At 66.9% G+C, this 18,901-nt stretch carries 19 protein-coding genes; 8 read left to right on the forward strand and 11 right to left on the reverse strand.

What is annotated here, in order from left to right:
- The first annotated feature begins 24 nt into the window (after positions 1-24).
- Both IEY07_RS22790 and IEY07_RS22795 read left to right on the forward strand, forming a co-directional pair.
- Positions 25-447 (forward strand): hypothetical protein, encoded by a 423-nt coding sequence (locus IEY07_RS22790; RefSeq protein ID WP_188898243.1) that lies wholly within the window; start codon positions 25-27, stop codon positions 445-447.
- A gap of 20 nt (positions 448-467) precedes the next feature.
- Positions 468-818 (forward strand): DUF5615 family PIN-like protein, encoded by a 351-nt coding sequence (locus tag IEY07_RS22795; RefSeq protein ID WP_268239257.1) that lies wholly within the window; start codon positions 468-470, stop codon positions 816-818.
- Here IEY07_RS22795 and IEY07_RS22800 read toward each other — a convergent pair.
- Genes IEY07_RS22800 through IEY07_RS22825 form a run of 6 tightly spaced genes read right to left on the reverse strand, consistent with a single transcriptional unit; the run spans position 815 to position 7,626 of the window.
- A complete protein-coding gene (locus IEY07_RS22800; RefSeq protein WP_188898245.1) occupies positions 815-2,773 on the reverse strand; it encodes a S9 family peptidase in 1,959 nt (652 codons plus the stop codon). The two genes, IEY07_RS22795 and IEY07_RS22800, sit on opposite strands and share 4 nt — an antisense overlap.
- Before the next feature lie 52 nt (positions 2,774-2,825).
- Positions 2,826-3,548 carry a dipeptidase PepE gene (gene pepE / locus IEY07_RS22805; protein WP_188898248.1) on the reverse strand — a complete coding sequence of 241 codons (723 nt, stop codon included), beginning with the start codon at positions 3,546-3,548 and terminating at the stop codon, positions 2,826-2,828.
- Between the two features lie 5 nt (positions 3,549-3,553).
- Complete coding sequence (locus IEY07_RS22810; protein WP_188898250.1) at positions 3,554-4,498, reverse strand: DUF1177 domain-containing protein; 945 nt, start codon at positions 4,496-4,498, stop codon at positions 3,554-3,556.
- Positions 4,499-4,549: 51 nt separating this feature from the next.
- A complete protein-coding gene (locus IEY07_RS22815) occupies positions 4,550-5,191 on the reverse strand; it encodes an aspartate/glutamate racemase family protein (protein WP_188898252.1) in 642 nt (213 codons plus the stop codon).
- 3 nt (positions 5,192-5,194) lie between these two features.
- On the reverse strand, positions 5,195-5,980 hold the full coding sequence (locus IEY07_RS22820; RefSeq protein ID WP_188898255.1) for an AroM family protein: 786 nt from the start codon (positions 5,978-5,980) through the stop codon (positions 5,195-5,197).
- 5 nt (positions 5,981-5,985) lie between these two features.
- Complete coding sequence (locus IEY07_RS22825; RefSeq protein ID WP_188898257.1) at positions 5,986-7,626, reverse strand: OPT/YSL family transporter; 1,641 nt, start codon at positions 7,624-7,626, stop codon at positions 5,986-5,988.
- 210 nt (positions 7,627-7,836) lie between these two features.
- Between IEY07_RS22825 and IEY07_RS22830 the strand changes: the two genes are divergently transcribed.
- From IEY07_RS22830 to IEY07_RS22840, 3 genes are all read left to right on the forward strand, one after another.
- The gene (locus IEY07_RS22830) at positions 7,837-8,679 is read left to right on the forward strand and encodes an IclR family transcriptional regulator (protein WP_188898259.1); all 843 of its coding nucleotides are present in this window, start codon (positions 7,837-7,839) and stop codon (positions 8,677-8,679) included.
- A gap of 193 nt (positions 8,680-8,872) precedes the next feature.
- Entirely contained in the window at positions 8,873-9,370 is a 498-nt protein-coding gene (locus tag IEY07_RS22835; protein ID WP_188898261.1) for a DUF3145 domain-containing protein, read from the forward strand.
- Between the two features lie 122 nt (positions 9,371-9,492).
- Entirely contained in the window at positions 9,493-10,017 is a 525-nt protein-coding gene (locus tag IEY07_RS22840) for a DUF1707 SHOCT-like domain-containing protein (protein WP_229670561.1), read from the forward strand.
- 52 nt (positions 10,018-10,069) lie between these two features.
- Here IEY07_RS22840 and IEY07_RS22845 read toward each other — a convergent pair whose 3' ends face one another.
- The 4 genes from IEY07_RS22845 to cls all read right to left on the reverse strand — a co-directional run bounded on the left by IEY07_RS22845 (position 10,070) and on the right by cls (position 14,721).
- Positions 10,070-11,113, reverse strand: a complete 1,044-nt coding sequence (locus tag IEY07_RS22845; protein WP_188898263.1) for an AI-2E family transporter — start codon at positions 11,111-11,113, stop codon at positions 10,070-10,072.
- 18 nt (positions 11,114-11,131) lie between these two features.
- Positions 11,132-11,803 (reverse strand): GAP family protein, encoded by a 672-nt coding sequence (locus tag IEY07_RS22850; protein ID WP_188898265.1) that lies wholly within the window; start codon positions 11,801-11,803, stop codon positions 11,132-11,134.
- Positions 11,804-11,894: 91 nt separating this feature from the next.
- Positions 11,895-13,214, reverse strand: coding sequence for a metal-dependent hydrolase family protein (locus IEY07_RS22855; RefSeq protein ID WP_188898267.1), 1,320 nt, complete (start codon positions 13,212-13,214; stop codon positions 11,895-11,897).
- Positions 13,215-13,269: 55 nt separating this feature from the next.
- On the reverse strand, positions 13,270-14,721 hold the full coding sequence (gene cls / locus IEY07_RS22860) for a cardiolipin synthase (RefSeq protein WP_188898269.1): 1,452 nt from the start codon (positions 14,719-14,721) through the stop codon (positions 13,270-13,272).
- A 74-nt stretch (positions 14,722-14,795) separates the two neighbouring features.
- On the opposite strand from cls, the gene IEY07_RS22865 reads away from it, so the two are divergent.
- The gene (locus IEY07_RS22865; RefSeq protein WP_188898271.1) at positions 14,796-16,574 is read left to right on the forward strand and encodes a gamma-glutamyltransferase family protein; all 1,779 of its coding nucleotides are present in this window, start codon (positions 14,796-14,798) and stop codon (positions 16,572-16,574) included.
- Here the strand turns inward: IEY07_RS22865 and IEY07_RS22870 are convergent.
- Positions 16,571-17,542: a beta-ketoacyl-ACP synthase 3 gene (locus IEY07_RS22870; protein ID WP_229670563.1), complete on the reverse strand. Its 972-nt coding sequence runs from the start codon at positions 17,540-17,542 to the stop codon at positions 16,571-16,573. The two genes, IEY07_RS22865 and IEY07_RS22870, sit on opposite strands and share 4 nt — an antisense overlap.
- A 58-nt stretch (positions 17,543-17,600) precedes the next feature.
- Here IEY07_RS22870 and IEY07_RS22875 point away from each other — a divergent pair, with 58 nt between their 5' ends.
- On the forward strand, positions 17,601-18,224 hold the full coding sequence (locus IEY07_RS22875; protein ID WP_188898273.1) for a TetR/AcrR family transcriptional regulator: 624 nt from the start codon (positions 17,601-17,603) through the stop codon (positions 18,222-18,224).
- A 25-nt stretch (positions 18,225-18,249) separates the two neighbouring features.
- Positions 18,250-18,900, forward strand: coding sequence for an EcsC family protein (locus IEY07_RS22880; RefSeq protein ID WP_188898275.1), 651 nt, complete (start codon positions 18,250-18,252; stop codon positions 18,898-18,900).
- Position 18,901 lies beyond the last annotated feature (1 nt).

The following is an 18,901-nucleotide window of genomic DNA, read 5'->3' on the forward strand; positions in this document are numbered from 1 at the left end:
GCCCGACGGCACTAGACTGCTTACATGGTGTCTCCGACTCCGGTCCGGTTTCCTCCGGAACTCGATCGTGAAATCTCCGATCTCGCGCGCCGCACCGGAACGTCCAAGTCCTCGGTCGTTGTCCGGGCTGCGGCAGAGTGGCTTCGGATGCAGTCCCATCCCCGGATCACGTTCCTGACTACGAACACAGGTGAGCGTCGCGCCGCGTTGCTGAGCGGACCACAGGTGTGGACGGTCGCTGAGGCCTGGTCACAACACTCGGCGTCGGAGCGGACTACTGAGATCGTTGCTGTATCCGTAGGGCTGTCGCCCGCCGATGTCGAGGCGGCTCTGACGTACTGGGCGGCGTACCGGGATGAGATCGACCAGCTGCTCGAGCGACACCAAGCTGATCAGGATGCGGCTCTGCGTGCCTGGGAACAGCGGCAGGAACTGCGTGCCATCTGAGCCCAGCAGTCCGCGGTTTTCTGCTCGACGAGCACTATCCGGGCCGACTGGCGCGGGAATTGACGTCGGACGGGATCGATGTCGTCGCGCTGATCTCCGACCGGCCGGAGCTACGTGGTGCCGATGTCACAACGGTGCTGAGCGCAGCGGCGACGGAGGGCCGGGTCGTCGTAACCGAGGACGTCAGCACCTTCGGCGTTGCCGCGGCGCAGGTGCCCGATCACGTCGGGATTGTGTACTGCCACCATTCCCGATTCCCGCGCACGCCGTCCGGACTGAATCGTCTCCGCCTGGCGATCAAGGAATTGGCCGACAACCCTCCGGACGGCTTGGGACGACTACCTGTCGTCTGGTGGCTTCAACTTCGCTAGAGATTCTCGATCTTCAGGTCCGGAAGATCATCGGCCGGCGTGAAGCCGAAGACCCGGCCGAGGAAGGCCAGCCGGGCCTGGACGGAGTTGATGATGTTCTCCGACCGGCGGAAGCCGTGCCCCTCACCCTCGTACATGATCAACGCGACCGGAAGCCCCTTCTCGCGGGCGGCGGCGGCGAAGGTCTCGGCCTGGTTGGGCGGCACCACCTTGTCCTCGGTGCCCTGCAACAGCAGGATCGGCGCGGTCAGTTGATCAACGTGGTGGATCGGCGACCGGTCGATGTAGACGTCGGCCGCTTCCGGGTACGGCCCGACCAGCGAATCCATGTAGCGGGATTCGAATTTGTGGGTGTCGGTGGCGAGCGCGGTGATGTCGCCGATGCCGAAGAGGCTCATCCCAGCGGTGAAGACCTTGCTTGCGGTGAGGGCCCGCAGCGTGGTGTAGCCGCCCGCGCTGCCGCCCATGATCGCGAGCCGGTTGCGGTCGGCCCGGCCCTGGTCGGCCATCGCCGAAGCGCCGGCGGCGCAGTCGGCGACATCGACGATGCCCCAGTTGCCGCGCAGTCGTTCGCGGTAGCGACGTCCGTAACCGGTGCTGCCGCCGTAGTTGACATCCAGGACCGCGATACCGCGGCTGGTCCAGTAGAGCACGGACGGATTGAAGTGCGGTGCGCTGCCGCTGGTCGGGCCGCCGTGGCTCATGGTGATCATCGGGGGTAGCTCGCCCGGGGCACCCGCGAGATCACCATGACGCGGCGGATAGAACCACCCGTGCACCGGACCTTGATCAGAGTCCCACGACACCTCGACCGGCCCGGAGATCAACTCCGGGTCGATGCTGGTCTCCTGCGATCGGCGGACGATGGTCGTCCGGCCGGATCTGATTTCGATTGTGATCAGCTCTCCGGGCCGGTCGAGATAGCTGGTCTGGGTGGCGATCCGGCCATCGCCGGCGGCCAGGGTGCCGAACTCGGTCGCACCGAGTTCCAGCTCGCTGAGCTCACCGGACGACAGGGTCAGGATGCCCAGGTGCTCGTGGTTGCCGATGTTCCAGCTGCAGGCGAGATGATCATCGTCGATCACCACGTACGGCTGGTTGCCCAGGCTCCATTGCGGCGGAGCGAATTCGGCCTCCGTTGGGTGCAGTGCCGCCACCCGGCCGCCGTCGTACTGATAGAGATTCCACCAGTCGGTGCGGTCGGAGACGAAGATCAACGAGCCGTCGCCGAGCCAGCGCGGCACGGCCACCGACTCGCCCTCGCCTCCTGCGACGAGATGGCTCTCCAGCGGTGCGGTGGTCGTGGAAAGACCACCGGAAAGATCATTCGGCAGTTCGGCCACCAGCAGCCGGGCCGAGTCCCACGGCATGTTCGGATGGTCCCACTCGACCCAGGTCAGCCGGCCGTCCGACGACAACTCGGGGGAGGCGTAGAAGTCGGCACCGGCACACAAGACGATGTCGTCGGCGTCGGGTCCGTCACCGATCCGCCGGGCGATCACGGTGTTGACGGCCTCACGGTCGGCATCGCGATGATCTTCGCGGACGGCGATGATCAGACCGCGGTCCGGGTAGATCCGCAGCGCCGCGTAGCGCAGCGCGGAGTCGCCGGTGAGCTGCCGCGGCTCGGTGCCGGTCCGGTCGGAGACGAGGTAGAGCAGGTTGTCGGCGAAGTGGGAGAACACCGCGAGCCCTCGGGCCACCGCGAATGCACCACCGCCGTATTCGTGGACTCGGCTGCGGACATTGAACGGCGCCGGCGTCAGCTCGGTGTCGCGCTCGCTGCCCGGAGCGCCTGAACGGCGCCACAGGCTCACCCTTCCGCCCTCGGTCGGACGGGCCTGCAGCCAGAACAGGTCCGTGCCGTCGTAGGCGATCTCACCCAGCCCGAGAGCGCCCTCGGTGAGTGACTCGGCGGTGATCTCAGACGGCCAGGAGCCGTAGGGGAGGGTCATATACCGAACCCTAGAGGAGCGCCCGGTCGGTTGTCCCGTTGACCTGAGCGACTCAGCCGAACAACGAGCTGACGTTGCCGGAGATCTCTCGCGTCGCATCGCGGCTGAAGAGCCGTGCAGGGCCCGGCGCTCGACGGGCGACCGCGGTGCCGCCGATCTCGGCGACCAATTGATCATGGTCCGAAATCACCCGGAGATAGGTGCCTTCGCGGAGCGCGAGGACGGGTCCTTGATTCTCCTCCAGATACTCCTGCAGGCGCAGCTCGCGGGTTTCACCGGCATGGGTGGACCCCGGGTCGGCATCGAGGTAGTGGCAATTCAGCTGGAACGGGATCAGGCCGAGGGTTCCGAAGCCACCCGGTTCGACGATCGGCATGTCATTGGTCGTCGACAGGGTCGGGGCGGCGATATTGCTGCCAGCGCTGGCCGCTAGGTACCGCACACCGGATCTGACCGCGTCCTTGATCACCATCAGCAGGTTGTCCTGCCGTAGTCTCCTGACCAACCGAAAGGTATTGCCGCCTCCGACGAAGACGGCCTGCGCGGTTTGGATAGCGGCTGCCGGATCCCCGGCCGTGTGCAGGCCGGTGACGCTCACACCCCAGCCGGCGAAGGCATCCCGGGCCTTCTCGGTGTACGCGTCGTGATCATGCATGGCGTACGGGACGAAGATCAACGAGTCGACGCCGTCGAGATGATCGCCGATCACACCGCGCGCGTGACTGAGGTAGTCCTGGCCATGATTGGTCGAGTTGGAGAGCAGCAGTAATCTCATGATCGTCATTGTTGCCGCTGCCGACCTTGGGTCTGCAAGATGGCCATGCTCCCGTACAGGTCGATCAGGCGCTGCGCATCCGCGGCATCGTAGAAGTCGAGTTGCTCGCGTCCGAAGTCCTTGGCGACCTCGATCACGAACCTGACGGCCGACTCAACACTCCACAGATCAGTTGCTCCCGTCGCGGAGCCGGCAACGGCGGACTCGGTGGTGATCGCCACACCGACCACCGGCGCGCTGGTCGCCACGGTCGGCTGGACGATCGAGTTCAGGTGGTAGACGTCGTTCCCGTACGGCGTGATGTCCTGCATGGTGATCGGCAATACCGCCGGCAACGCTCCGCTGACCCGAGACGCCACATTGAGCAGATCCTCGGAAACACGGAGGATCCAGCCCGCCTTGATGGTCGGTGTGATCGCGAATCCGCGATGGTTGCAGATCCGGTTGCCCTTGGTGGTGTCGATCGACAGCACCGCGTCCATCGCCTCGGTCACCTCGTGCCGGTTGTTGACCTCGGGCGCTACTGCCGAGTCCATGAACGGCACCGGATCGTGCGGCCTGGTCGGGGCGTCCGGATCGATGTGGGTGGCGACGACGACGTCGCCGGGTAGCCGGTCGCCTTTGGCGGCGGCGTCCAGCAGTTTCCCGGCGACGGCGACCGCGGTCAGCGCCCCGTCCCCGTCGGAGACGAATCCGATCTGTTCGGGGCGGGCTCCGAGACCACCGAGCCGTCCGACGACGCCGAGCGTGGGTGCGCCACCGCCGCACGATCTGCCGTTGCTTCCCGGAATGATCACTCGGACGAAGTCGGTACTGCCCTTGTCGCCATGCTCGGTGAACACCTCCACCGTCCGGGCGCCGGAACGGCGCCAGAGCTCGGCGACCCGTTCACCGCTTGCTGCCGGGTCGTCGAGCAGTTGGTACGCCTCCAGGGTGTGGGGCCAAGACATCGGTGGTTGCTCCTTCGTTGTCGGTGCTGGTCGTGGTGATCTCGAACGGATTCAGGCACAGGTGCTGATCAGAAGCCCGGCCGCGGCGAGCACCGGATCGATCACCGGAACTCCGAAGCAGGCCCGAAGCCGGTCCGGTAGGCCGATCGTGGTCATGCCGGTACAGGCCAGCAGCAACACATCGACTCCGGCAGCGACCAGTTCGTCAGCTGCTTGCTCGGCTGCGGTCCGACCGGCGTCGGTGAGCAGATCGCGGGTCTGATGTACCCCGCTGGGTTGCCGGAAGGCGATCAGTCGATCCGCGAGCGGCAACGCAACCGCTTCCGGCACGGTGGGAGTGAGGGTGATGACACCGACCCGGCTGCCGAGGGCACGGGCCGCTGCTGCCGCCGCCGATCCGGCCCCGACCAGTGGCACCCGGGCAGCGGCCCGTGCCTCTTGCAGGCCGGGATCGGCTGCGCAGCTGAGCACCAGGCCGTCGACCTGATCGGAGAGCTCGGCTGCCAGCCGGGCGACCTTCGGAACCGACGCAGCGTGCGTGTATTCATCGTGCACGCCATCGGGCTGGTCCGGAATGCACCGGGAGATGGTCCTCACGCCCGGCAGCACCTCCTCGATCGCCCGGCCGTGCGCGCCAAGGAGTCGCTCGTCGTCGGTGCTCAGTACGCGGATGACGCCGATGCGCGCACTCATCGCTCAGTTCTCCGATCCGCGTCGGGGCAGGGATTCCAGCGCCTCGCCGACGAGCCGTGCTGCTGCCGCCCGGCCGATCACGGTCGGCACGCCTGAGGTGTCGGCAACCAACCGTCGCATCGCATCGGAATAGCCGATGCAATCCAGTGCAATCAGTTCGGCACCGGCGGAGGCAAGCTCCTGGCCTGCCTCGACCAGGCCGGCACGGGCATCTGAGTACGGGGTGGCTGCCCGTACCTCGACCTGCGTGTCACGATCAGCGACTGGCGCGAACTTGATCACTGTTTCCTCCATCTGCTCCGGTAGCGGGCAGATCACTCCGACGCACTGCATGCCGCGGGCCAGCGCGCCGACCGCGTGGGTGAGCATGGCGTCGGGATGGAACAGCGGGGTGCGATGTCGCAGCGGCGGGAATTCGCCGGTGCAGGCGAGCAGCACCGCATCCACGGCCGGCTGATGATCAGGATCAGCCGACTCGACCGCCACGATCGCTTGCTGTACCAGTTCATCGGCGAAATCGTGCCCGATGATCACTGATGAACCATCCCGGAGCCGCGTCGTCAGGACACGCTCACCAGCGCGCGGTGCGAGCCCGGCGATCTGGTCGGGACTGAGGTGGTCCAGCGCTCCGCGCTCGACCAGCCGGACGCCGGGAAGCCAGCGCTGCAGGTCAGGTGTCAGATCCGTTCGCGGTGACTGCCCGATGGTGATCACCGCGAGCCGGCGCGTGAGAAGAGCGTCCTTGTGGGGTTGGCCGGCCGAAGCCGACGTTGTCGGGAGCGGGTTCATGATCATCACTTTCCGCCGAAGATCCGGCCGATCGAGAACAGGGAATCGCCGGCGATCAGACCGGCTCCGAAGACGGAGATCTCCTTCTCGCCGTCCGCGCCGCGGATCCGCCCCCAGACCAGTCGGATCACGAGTGCGGCCAGCACCATCCAGCCTGCATTCGGCGTACTGATCAACAGACCGGTTGCCAACAGGATGCCAAGCTGGCGCTTCGGTCCGCCGACCAGCTGGATGACGGCCCCTGGGACGGCTGCCAGCAGGAGGTTGCGCAGCACATCGGGCCGGCCCAGGCCGGAGCGGATGGTGTCGGCGTAGACCTGGGACACCGGCGGGAGCTGACCGGAGTGGAAGTAGCCGCGCCACAGCACGAGCACCATCCCGATCGCTACCCCGAACCCGATCATCGCCGAGATCAATTGCTGGCGACGGCCATCGATCTCATAGGCCAGGTAGGGCCGGGATGTGCGGCGCAGGATCCATCCGGCCTTGAGGTCGTAGCCCATATCCGCGAATGCCGGACCGGTCGCCGCGCAGTAACCCACCAGCAACACCAACGGCACCGCGGGCATACCAACGAGCAGACCGACGACGAGGAAGATCAGCGTTACGGCGAAAGCGGGGAACCAGCCGGCGTGCATCGCGGCCAGACCGACGATCAGCTCGTGGACGATAGCGGCGAAGGCGGCGAACAGAGCCCAGCCGATGATCGCCGGCACCGAGAGATGCGACCACAGCGCCGTCGTCGTCGCCAACACGAGCGCACCGCCGAGGTAGAGCAGATAGCCGGTCCCGAAGGTGCGCCGGAGTTGCTTCGCGTCCACTGTTGGCTGCAGTGACGGACCTGGGCCGGCGTCCGACAGGGTGTTACCGGCCGGGGCAGCAACGCTGCGGCGGAAGATCGCCATCGCTGCCTGGATCAGCGCAACCAGTCCGGCACCGATCATGACGCCGTGTGGGATGTAGAGCTCGGTGAGATCGAGATGCAGCAGCCCGGGCGCGTACTGATTGATCAACAAGCCGACACCGAACAGCGCCAGGGCGGCGATGTTGCCGATGAATGCGACGCCTGCAGCCGACATCGACATCCCGGCAAGGGAACCGCCGACACCCACTACTGTGCCGATGATCAAGATCAGTGCCTGCCGGCCACCCCGATCACCGGCCTTGATGGTTTCTGCTGCGGCGACCCCTGGGGGCCAGGCGGCATCTGCAGGCAGAAAGGACGAACCGAAGGCGCGGTAGAGGATCCAGCCATCGATGATCAGACCGATGGCAGCGCCGAGCAGCATCGGCCACACCAGATCCGTCCGGCCGAAGGCGAACGGCACCGCGATCGGAGTCAGCAGCGAGTTGGCCGCTGCGAAGGTCGCCGCTGAGATCGACGTCTGGGCGAGGTTCTGACGATGTGTGTCGCGAAAGCGTGATAGCCCGGCGAATCCGATCCGGCCCACCAGCATCGCCACCAGGGCGCCGATCACCGAGGTGTTGGGCGAGATGCCCAAGGTGGTGACAAGGTGCAGCCCGATCACCCCACCGAGGATCGCCAGCAGTGCGGTGATCACCAGCGTTGCCGGCTCGAGAGCGCGAGGATGCCGTTCCGCGACGACTGGTGCCGACGCTGGTTCGGTGCTTCCGGCAGTTGACATGATCATCCTTCACCTGTGTGCGCGTGCGGTGTCCGGCCCGGTCAACAGATCCATGGCTGCCACTGGCGGACGCGGATCCGCGTAGATCCCAAAGACTGCGCACTGCGTTCCGCGTGCTGCAATAGAATCCCGGTATCTGCAATGGCAGACCGAAAATTGAAACATTGGCGTAAAGCACGAGGCGGAAACTCGGGAACTGACGGAGGTCTCATGGAACGGTTGACGGGCCGGACCGGTGGTCCACCCCCACTGCAGACGGTCGACAGAGCGCTGGAGATCCTGCTGTCGTTCAGCGAGCACCGGACCGAATGGGGTGTTTTCGAGCTTGCCGATGAGTTCGGCCTCAACAAATCGACCAGCCAGCGGTTGCTGGCTGCTCTGGCAGTGCGTGGCTTCCTCAAGTCCGATCCGATCACGCGCCGCTACAGCCTTGGCCCGGCGATGTGGCAAATGGCTTCGCTGTGGGAGCGGGGAGGTGGCCTGGCAAGGCTGGCTGAGCAGGTTCTCGCCGATCTTGCCGAGCGCACCGGGAGGACCGCACTTTTCTCCGTCCCGGACGGATTCCATGTCCGGTGCATTGCCGCCGTCGACGGCTACGGAGGCCCCGTTCGGATCCACCCGCTGGTCGGGGATCTGTATCCCGCCCACGCCGGCGCGACGTCGCGTGCGTATTTCGCCTTCCTCGACCCGCACGTACGGCGCAACCTCCTGTCCGGCCGGCCCTTCGCCCGCTACTCGGAGCTCACTGAAGTCGACGAAGGGGCTCTGATGGAGCTCTTCGATCAGACAGTCAGGACCGGGTGGGCATCATCGGACGGCGAATACGATCCGACGACCAGGGCAGTGGCGGCTCCGGTGCGGATCCATTCCCGCCCGGTCGGATCGCTGACCATCCTGGAACCCAAAGTGGTCCGGTTCGACGACGATCTGACCGACCACATCGAAACGCTGTTGGCGGCAGCTGAACAGCTTGCCGCGTTGCTCACACCCCAACGCCCCACTCCGAGACGGCGTTCGGCGCGCACCAGGTCGGCCGTGACGCCGACGCCGTGAGCGCTTCCGCACCGGGGCGTGTTTGCCGTCACAGGTGGTGCGGGTGTGATAGATGGTGCACAATGGCAGGCGTAGCAGGTGGTCGTGCACGCCGGAGCGTCGGCTGGGCACTGACAACGAACTGAGGATGTCGGGGAAGGCAGCCCTCAGGCCGCCGGTCAGTGCAGCCAAAGTCAAGTCCGGAGGATCGACCATGAGCACGACCCGTGGTGTCTTGTACATCCACTCCACGCCGTCGGCACTGTGTCCCCACATCGAGTGGGCGGTGGGCGGCGTCTTCGGCATGCCCGTACGGCTCGACTGGATCGCGCAGTCGGCAGAGCGCGCCTCCTACCGGACCGAATACTCGTGGTCCGGCCCGGTGGGGACGGCGGCCCGGCTCGCCAGCGCGCTCAAGGGATGGGAACGGATCCGGTTCGAGTCGACCGAGGAGCGCACCTCGACCAGCGAGGGCGAGCGCTACTCCTACACTCCGACCCTGGGAATCTTCCACGCCACCACCGGACTGCATGGAGACATCGTGATTCCCGAGGACCGGATCAAGAAGGCGATGGTGACCGCGGCCCTGGGCGGGCGGGACATCGTCGACGCATTGGACGAACTGCTCGGCGCTCCCTGGGACGCCGAACTCGAGCCGTTCCGGTACGCCGGGGACGGCACGCCCGTCCGGTGGCTGCACGAGGTCGTCTGAGCCTGGGTCGTGGCGCCCTGTGGTCAGACCACGGTCTGCAACTGCCGGGACCCAGTAGGCCCGGAGGCCGAAACTTCACGGCGGCCGCGCGATTCCGTCCGGTCTGGCGTGACGATATCGGCATGGAGATGCCCGTCCCGCCGCACGAACTGCATGCACCCGAGCCGAGGCCGACCGAGTCCGGATCGGTCCTCTTCCACCAGCGCCTCGGGTCCGGCGCCCAGCGGGTCGGCGAGAGTGAACGCTCGGCCACCTGCGACGTGCTGGCCGCCCACTACGCGGCGGGCCGGTTGAGCGGTGACGAATTCGACCAGCGGGTCACGTTGGCGCTGCGGTCGCTGACGCTGTCGGAGCTGTGGCAGCTGACCGCCGACCTGCCGCTGTCCAGTGCGACCGGACCGCACTCGCCCGTGCCGCAGGTGCGTGACACCGGGCGACCCCGCTCCGGAGCTGCGTGGCCGGCGTTGAGCGTGCTGGCCGTTCTCGGCCTGGTCGGCTCGCTGTTGCTGGCCGGCACGATGTTGCTGGTCCTGGGTGTGGTGCAGCCGGTGTTGTTCGTCGGCGCCGCGATCGGAGGACTGGCGGCGGCGACCGGGGGTGCGAGCCTGTGCTACCTCGTGACGACCCATCTGCAGGTCCGGCGGTAGGCGAGGACCGCCCGGATCGGACACTGGACCGGACACGGGTGTCGCGCGCCACCTAGGTCTGTTGTTTGCGGTTACGGCTGTCGGAGTTGAGAAAACCTGCGAGCCAGCGGGCCTTCGGGTCGGAGTCGACGAGCACCGCCTTGGTCATCAGGCTCAACGGCACCGCAAGGATCGAGCCGATCGGTCCGAGCACCCAGGACCAGAAGACCACCGACATCATCGTGATCGTCATCGACAGGCCGACCAGATCGCCGACGATCTTGGCCGGCAGCAGGGTGGTGACGATCGAGTTGAGCACGATGTACACGATGATCACCACGATCATCAACTGCCAGTTCCCGTCCAGCAGGAGCAACAGGGCGGGCGGGATCAGGCCGATCACGAAGCCGACGTACGGGATGAAGTTGCAGGCCGCCGCCAACAGACCCCACAACGGCGCCATCGGAACATCGATCAACATCAGGAAGATCGTGTCCAGTGCGCCGACGATCACCGCGAACACCGCGGTCGCCGCCAGGAACCGCCGGGTGTTGTGGACGAACTCGGTCAGCGCGGCGGCCAACGCCGGATGATCGGCGGCGAGGCTGGCCGCCCGCCGGCGGATCTGGGTGGACTCGACGCCCAGGAACAGCAGCAGGCTGTAAAGGAAGATCATGTTGGCGCCGGCGCTGAACAGCGAGGGCAGATGCCCGGTGAGGAAGCGGGCCACCTGGAGCAGGTCGATGGTGCCGACCAGCTGGCGGATCTGGTCACTGCCGATGCCCAGACCGGCCAACTGGTCGGTGAGGAACTGCCAGGACGCTGCCACCGAGGAGGCGTACCGCGGCAGGATGGTCGCCAACTGGGCGGCCGAGATCGCGATGATCCCGATCAGACCGAGAATGATCCCGTAGACGGCGACCAGCAGTCCGAGCAGGGCGCCGACCGCCGGCACCTTGATCCGCAACAGCGCGCGGTAGACCGGGTGCACCAGGATGACGATCATCAGCGCCAGCAGGAAGGGCCCGAGCAGCCAGCTCAGCTCGCGCATCCCGAAGACGGTGATCACCGCGCCGGCGGTGATCAGGAACAGGTTGGTGATGCGTGGGACCCGCACACTTCGAGCGTGCTGGGTTCAGTCGAGGATGTCCAGACCCTGACCCAGGAAATACACGCCGACGACCAGCAGGGCCACGATTGTGATCGAGGACATGCTGGCCTCCAGCCATTCCCGAGCCCGTACGAGGCTGGTCGGCACCCGCCGACGGTTGACGAGCGCGATGACCAGCGGCACCAGCACTCCGGCGGTCGACATCAGGGCGAAGATCGCCAGCGGGAACACGCCCTCGCCGCGGGCCAACCCGACCTCACCGAGTCGGGCACCTGCGCCGAACGCCAGGAAGATGTTCTTGACCCGGGCGAAGCCCTGGGCCAGGCCGAGTCCGGCCGCGCCGAGCACGCTGATGTTGTCCAGCCGCTGGAGCAGCCGGCTCTCCCGTGATTCCCCGCCCCGGGGGATCCGCCGCCAGGTGATCGCCGCCAGTACGAAGCAGACCAGCGCCAGCAGCAGCTGCAGACCCTCGACACCGAGGAGCGCCCGGGCGGCGTCGGCGGTGTCCGCCGCCTCGACGATGAAGTAGGCGATCCCAGCGACCACCAGGACCGACAGGAACCAGCACAGGCCGAACATCGCGGTCTTGCGCCGCCCGCGGTCGCCCATCAGCATCACCAGGGAGATGATCATGCCCAGCGGGCTGAGCGCGATGCCGGCTGCGAGCGGGAGAGTGTCGCCCAGCGCGCTCCACACGGGGGTTTCTCATCTCTTTCGTGGTGATCGGATCCTTGTGCTGATCATAGGAGCCGCGGTCCTTTGCCCCGTACGGACGTCAGTACCGACGTCAGATCGTGTCGAGCCGGGCGTCCAGTTCGTCGAACCGCTGCACGGTCGGCTGCTCGATCAACCTGCCCTTGACCGCCACCAGCCACGGCTCGGCCATGGTCCGCAGGTCGTCCAGTGGATTGGCGCCGAAGACGACGAGGTCGGCCGACCTGCCCTCCTCCACAGCGCCGGTCTCGTCAGCGAGCCCGAGAATCCGGGCGTTGGTCCGGGTCGCGGCGTTGAGCGCCGCGGCGGCCGTCAGGCCACCGAACCGGACGGCGTAGTCGATCTCCCGCCAGGTGTTGTAGTGGGTCACATAGGTGAGCGCGGAATCCGTTCCCATTCCGATCGCTATGTCGTTGGCCAGCGCGTCCTGGACACCCTGGCGCATCGACGCATAGACCATCTCCCCATTGGCTCGGACCACCTCGTTGACCCCGGTCACCGCCGGGTCGAGCTTGATCAGCGGTAGCGCGGCCATGAAGGTCGGGATCAGCGCCGACGTGCCGGACAGCGATCGCGGGTTGTGCCGGAAGAGCTCGATGATCTCCTCGGTCATGCCGGCACCGTGTTCGATCGTGTCGACGCCGGCTCGCAAGGCCCTGAGGATGCCCTCCGCACTCTGGGCGTGCGCGGCGACCAGCACCCCGGCGTTGTGTGCCTCCTCGCAGATCGCCGTCATCTCCTCCTCGGTGAGCTGCGGTCGGCCCGCCTCACCGACCACCCGGGCATCCGTGACACCGCCCGTCGCGGCGATCTTGATCGCCGTGCTGCCGTGGCGCAGGTTGGCCCGAACGTTGCGGCGTGCCTCCCACGGCGAGTCGCTGATCAAGGCGATCTGGGGTGCGCCGTGGCCGCCGGTCGCAGCCAGCAAGGGGCCTGAGGCGATCATCCGGGGGCCGAGGTAGTCGCCGCGTTCGATCTCCGCGGCGACCGCGACGACCTCGTAGCGGACGTCGCCGAGGGATCGGATGGTCGTGACGCCCGAGTTGAGCTGGGTGATCACGTTGGCCTTGGCCCGGCGCTTGAAGAGCAGGTGGCCGAGCGGGCTGTGCCCGAATCGGGCGACGACTTCTTCGAGTGACTCGTTCAGCAGGATCTTCGGCAGCGGCCTGCCGTCGGCGAACAGGTGGGCGTGGGCGTTGATCAGGCCCGGGACGGCGAAACGGCCTCGGCCGTCGATCACCCGGTAGCCGGCCGGTACGGCGCATTGCTCGGCCGGTGCGACGCGTTCGATCCGCCCGCTCTCGTCCACCACGACGGTGTGATCGGGCAGGACCGTGCCGGTCGCATCTGCGGTGACCACGGTGACGTTGCTGAGTGCGAATTGGTGTGCCACTGCTTCCCCTTACCTCGACGGCCTCACATCAGGACGGCCTCAGATCTGGACGGCCTCACATCAAGGAGGACGTCAGCCGCATGACGTTGTCAAGAAGCTTCTCGTGTCGGGGCCTTTTCAGCCAGTCCTCGAGCGTCAGCAGCCGGCTGGCCTGACGATATTCGTCCTGGACGACGCGCAACTCGTCGACGACGTCGCGACCGTGGAGCAGCACCATCAACTCCATGTGCAGGCTCAGTGACCTGATGTCCAGATTGCTGGATCCGATGATCGCGACATCGTCGTCGACGCTCAAGTGTTTGGCATGCAGGATGGTCGGCTCGCCGTAGAGGTAGATCCGCACGCCGGCCCGCAGCAACTGCTCGTAATAGGAACGCTGGGCGTGATAGACCATGAACTGGTCGCTGGTCGCCGAGACGAACAGCTCGATGTCGACTCCTCTGGCCGCCGCGGTGATCATCGCCAGCTGGATCGTCGAGTCCGGTACGAAATAGGGGCTGGTGATGCTCACTCGGTGCCGTGCGTTGTGGATCACCGCAGCGAAGAGCTTGAGATTGTTGTCGTTGTCGAAGGACGGCCCGCTGGGGATCACCTGGGCATCGCGGTCACCGGTGTCGAGCCGGACCGGCGAATAGTCCAGCGGCAGCAGTTCATCGGTCTCGCTGTACCAGTCGGTGACGAACACCGCATCGAGTTCGCGGACGATCGGGCCCTCGAATCTGATCATCAGCTCGTGCCAGTGCAGACCGCGCTTGATGCCTTTCCGCTTGTGGTAGTGGTCGGCGATCATGTTCAGTGAGCCGGTGTGGGCCACGATGCCGTCGATGGTGACCAGCTTGCGGTGGTTGCGCAGATCCGGCCGCTGCCAGCGTCCGCGCAACGGCCGCAGGGGCAGCATCGGCTGGTAGTGGGCGCCCATCTCTGCCAGCATCCGCTGGGTCTTCCTCCGGGCCGGATAGGTGAACTGGGTGAAGTGATCCGACAGGACGCGGACTTCGACTCCTCGTTCACAGGCCCGGCGCAGCGCGTCGAAGAACGGTGCGGTGATGTCGTCGTGGATCAGGATGAAGAACTCGACGTGCACCGTACGGGTCGCCTGATCGATGTCGTCGGCGATGGCCATGATCGCCGCGCGATAGTACTCGATCAGGTCGCTGCTGTTGCCACCGACCATCGGCAGTGCGCCGAGGGTTTCGTTCATCCGCGCCACTGGGGGCAGCCAGTCCGGCCACTGGTCACGCCGGCTGGCCCGGGCCAGGCCGCCTTCGGTCCGCGCCATGATCAACTCGCTGACGTGACGCTGCTTGTCGCGGCGCCGGCGCGGCAGCCGCTGGGCTCCGATCAGTGCGAAGCCAATGATCCCCACCAGCGGCAGGAAGACGACCGTCATCATCCACGCGATTGCCGACTCGGGCTTGCGGTTGGCCGAGACGAAGATCGCCACGATCAGCGCCAGGACGACCTGCAGCACGAGCCCGCCCAGTCCGAACCAATCGACCTCGGTCATGCTTCATTGTGTCGTGCTGCCGCCGTCTCGACCCCGCGGACGCGCGGCGGGTGGGTGATCGCTAGCGTTGAGCCGTGTTCACAACCAGACCCGAACTCGCCGGAACCTTCGGCATGGTGACCAGCACGCACTGGCTGGCCAGTCAATCTGGCATGGCAGTTCTCGAGGCCGGCGGCAACGCGTTCGACGCCGCAGTGGCCACCGGTTTCGTGCTCCAGGTCGTCGAGCCCCACCTGAACGGGCCGGGCGGCGACCTTCCGTTGATCTTGAAACACGTCGATCATGAACCCGAGGTGCTCAGCGGCCAGGGCGTTGCCCCGGCCGGCGCGACGATCCAGTACTTCCGTGATCTTGGCCTGTCGACGGTGCCCGGTACCGGTCTGCTGGCCACCGCGGTGCCGGGCTCGACCGTCGCCTGGCTGACATTGCTGCGTGATCACGGCACGCTCTGGCCGGCCGACGTACTGAAGTACGCGATCCGCTACGCCGAGGCGGGTTATCCCGTGGTGGAACGGATCTCGGCCCTGGTGAAGAGGATGGCCGACTACTTCACCAGCTACTGGCCGACCTCGGCCCAGACCTGGTTGCCGGCGCCCGAGCCCGGGCAGCTGCACACCCGGCCGGAGCTGGCCAACACCTACGCCCGGCTGGTCGGTGAGTCGCAGCTGGCCGACACCCGTGAGGCGGCCTGCGACCGCGCCATCCGGGCCTGGTCGGAGGGTTTCGTCGCCGAGGCGATCGATGCCTTCGTCAAGCGTCCGGTGATGGACAGCTCGGGCCGCGAACATGCCGGCGTGATCACCGGTGATGATCTTGCCAACTTCCGGCCGGGCTACGAGCGGCCGATGAGTCTGGACTGGCGCGGCAACACGATTTACAAGGCAGCCGGCTGGGCCCAGAGCCCGGTCTTCCTGGAGACCCTGGGGATCCTTGACCCGTTGTTGGATTCGGTCTTCGGCTCCGGCTCGGACTGGCGGGGTTTCGGCGCCGACCAGATCCACCACGTGATCGAAGCGCAGAAGCTGGCCTTCGCCGACCGGGACGCGTGGTTCGGCGATGCGCCGGATCATCCGGACCTCGCCGGGTTGCTGGACGCCGGCTACCTCGACCAGCGCCGCTCCTTGATCGGCGAGGCGGCCTCGCTGGAGTTGCGGCCCGGACGGCTGAACGGCCTGGATCCGCGGCTTCCGGACTTCTCGGTGGTCACCGACCCGGTCGCCGGCGGCAGCAGCGGCGAGCCGACCGTGCAACGCGACGGCCGGACCAAGGGCGACACCTGCCACCTCGACATCGTCGACCGCTGGGGCAACGTCGTCTCGGCGACGCCGAGCGGTGGTTGGCTGCAGTCCTCGCCGACAGTTCCCGAACTCGGGTTCTGTCTCGGCAGCCGGTTGCAGATGGTCTGGCTCGAGGAGGGCCTGCCGTCGACGCTGGTTCCGGGTCGTAGGCCGCGGACGACGCTGAGCCCGGGTATGGCGGTCGCCCAGGACGGTACCGTGACCGGCTTCGGTACGCCGGGCGGCGATCAGCAGGACCAGTGGGCGATGGTGTTCTGGCTGGCACACAAGCTGGGCGGCCTGAATCTGCAGGCGGCGATCGACCATCCGACCTTCAACATCAAGTCAATGATCTCCAGTTTCGAGCCGCGGGTCCCTGAGCCGGGTGTCGTCGAGGTGGAGGGGCGGTTCGCCCCGGAAGTCGTGGCCGAACTGGAGAAGCGGGGCCACAAGGTCAAGGTCACCGGGGACTGGGCACTGTCGCGGATGACCGCGGCGTCGTACGACCCCTACACCGGGATGCTCAAGGCGGCCGCCAACCCGCGCGGCATGCAGGGTTACGCCGTCGGCCGCTAGCGGGGACGCGGAGTGCGGGCCACCAGTCCCGCGTAGGCGAAGCCGCCGCCGAAGGCGAAGAGCAGGAAGGGTGTGTCCGGCGGCAGCTCGCCGGCCTGCCACATCTTGGCGAAGGCCAGCGGGATGGAGGCCGCCGAGGTGTTGCCGGAGGTGACCACGTCGGTGGCGACGATCTTGTCGGCCATCCCGAGCTGTCGGGCCAGCGGCTCGATGATCCGCAGGTTGGCCTGGTGGCTGATCAGCCCGCCGAGTTCGTCGATCCGGTAACCGGCATTGGTGACGCTCTTGGCCGCATAGCCGGCGGCCTCGGAGATCGCCCACTTGAAGACCGACTTGCCGTCCTGGGCGAACTTGTTGGTCGGCGGCTCGATCGCCACCGCATCCACAAGCTCTGGCTCGGTGCCCCAGGTGACGGTGCTGATACCCGGTCGTGAGCTCCGCCGGATCACGAAGGCGGCCGCTGCGTCGGCCACCAGGATGCAGGTGCTGCGATCGGTCCAGTCGGTGACCGCGCTGAGCTTCTCCGACGCGATCACCAGGGCGGTGGTCGCGGTGCCGGCTTTGATCGCCTGGTCGGCGATCGCCAGCGCGTGCACGTAGCCGGAGCAGGCGACGTTGATGTCGATCACGACCGGCGATGGTGCGTCCAGATCCACCGCGACCCGGCCGGCCGTGTTGGGGGAGCGCTGCTCGGAGGTGACGGTGGCGACCACGATCAGGTCGATCACCGACGCGTCGATGCCGGCGTTGGCCAGCGCGTCCCGGGCGGCGGCCGTCGCCATCATGGGCACGGTCTCCTCGTCCGAGGCGATCCGCCGTTCCCGGATCCCGGTACGCTGCCGGATCCACTCGTCGTTGGTCTCCACCATCGACTCGAGCTCATGGTTGGTGAGGACTGTGGCGGGTTGGTAGTACCCGGCTCCGAGGATTTCGGACCCGCGCCGTACGGCTGTCATGTCGTCGGTCACAGGGCGAAGTTTAGCGTACGACCGTACGCTAAAAAGGGGGCTGAGCTAATCTTAGGGGGTGAGTCCTCGCCGTACGGCCGCCCAGGCGCTGCAGACGCGGCACCTGATCGTGTCCGCGGGCGTCGACATCGCCTCTACCGAGGGATTGGACGCTATCACGCTGGGGAGGCTTGCCGAGGAACTCTCGATGAGCAAGTCCGGCGTGATCGGCCACTTCGGCAGCAAACTCGATCTGCAGCTGGGCGTCGTGGCCGAAGCCGTACGGATCTATCGCCGCGAGGTGATCCTGCCCGCCGCGCACGCCCCGTCCGGTCTGCCCCGGTTGCGCAGGCTGGTCGACGCCTGGATCTCCCATCTGGAGCGCGGCGTCTTCCCGGGCGGGTGCTTCTTCACTCAGGTGACCACCGACTACGACAGCCGCCCCGGGCCGCTGCACGACGTCGCCCGGCGGCTGACCGACAACTGGCGGGCCTACCTGGGGGACCAGATCGCGGCGGCGATCGCCGATGGAGCATTCAGCGCCGACACCGATCCCGACCAGGTGATCTTCGAAGCGACCGGCCTGATGCTCTCGCTGAACCACGCGATGCAGCTGGATCTTGATCCGAAGGCGATCCAGCACGCCCGGACCGGATTCGACCGCCTGATCGACGGTTGCCTGGCGACGGGTGTCGCGCACTGAGCCGGAGATTGGGTACACATGAGGCGTGACGACAGAAGAGAGTCCAGGCCGGGTCAGCCAGTTCGTACGGCGCCTGCTCGAATTCGGGCTCGACCGGCGCGGCCCCGTCGAATCGGCAGCTGAATTCGGCCGGCGGGTCCGCAAGCACTCCCGCAGCGACGAGCAGGCGATCCGCAAGATCAAGCGGCAGTCCCAGCTCGGTGGCGGGATCGGCGGCTTCGCGACCGGGCTCGGCGGCTTCGTGACCATGCCAGTCGCCGTCCCGGTCAACGTTCTCGAGTTCTACATCCAGGCGGTCCGGATGGTCGGCGCGATCGCCACTGTCCGGGGACACGACATCAGTGATCCGCCGGTTCGCACCGCGGTGTTGTTGACCTTGGTCGGTTCCAAGGCTGACGACGTACTGGCCCAGGTGGGGGTCGTCTCGACGACGGGGCCGCTGGCCAATGTCGCGCTGCGGCGGCTGCCCCCTGAGGCACTGATGGTGGTCAACAAGGCGATCGGGATGCGGCTGCTGAAGTCCCTGGGCGAGCGCACCCTGACCAAGCTCGGCCGAGCCGTTCCGTTCGCGGGTGGGGCGATCGGTGGCGGCGTCGACGTCTGGATGATGAGCAGGATCGCCGAACAGGCCAAACGTTCGTTCCCCCAGACCGAGGCCGCCGCGGTGGATGCCTGAT

The sequence above is a fragment of the Microlunatus endophyticus genome, assembly GCF_014646195.1.
Lineage (GTDB): Bacteria > Actinomycetota > Actinomycetes > Propionibacteriales > Propionibacteriaceae > Microlunatus > Microlunatus endophyticus.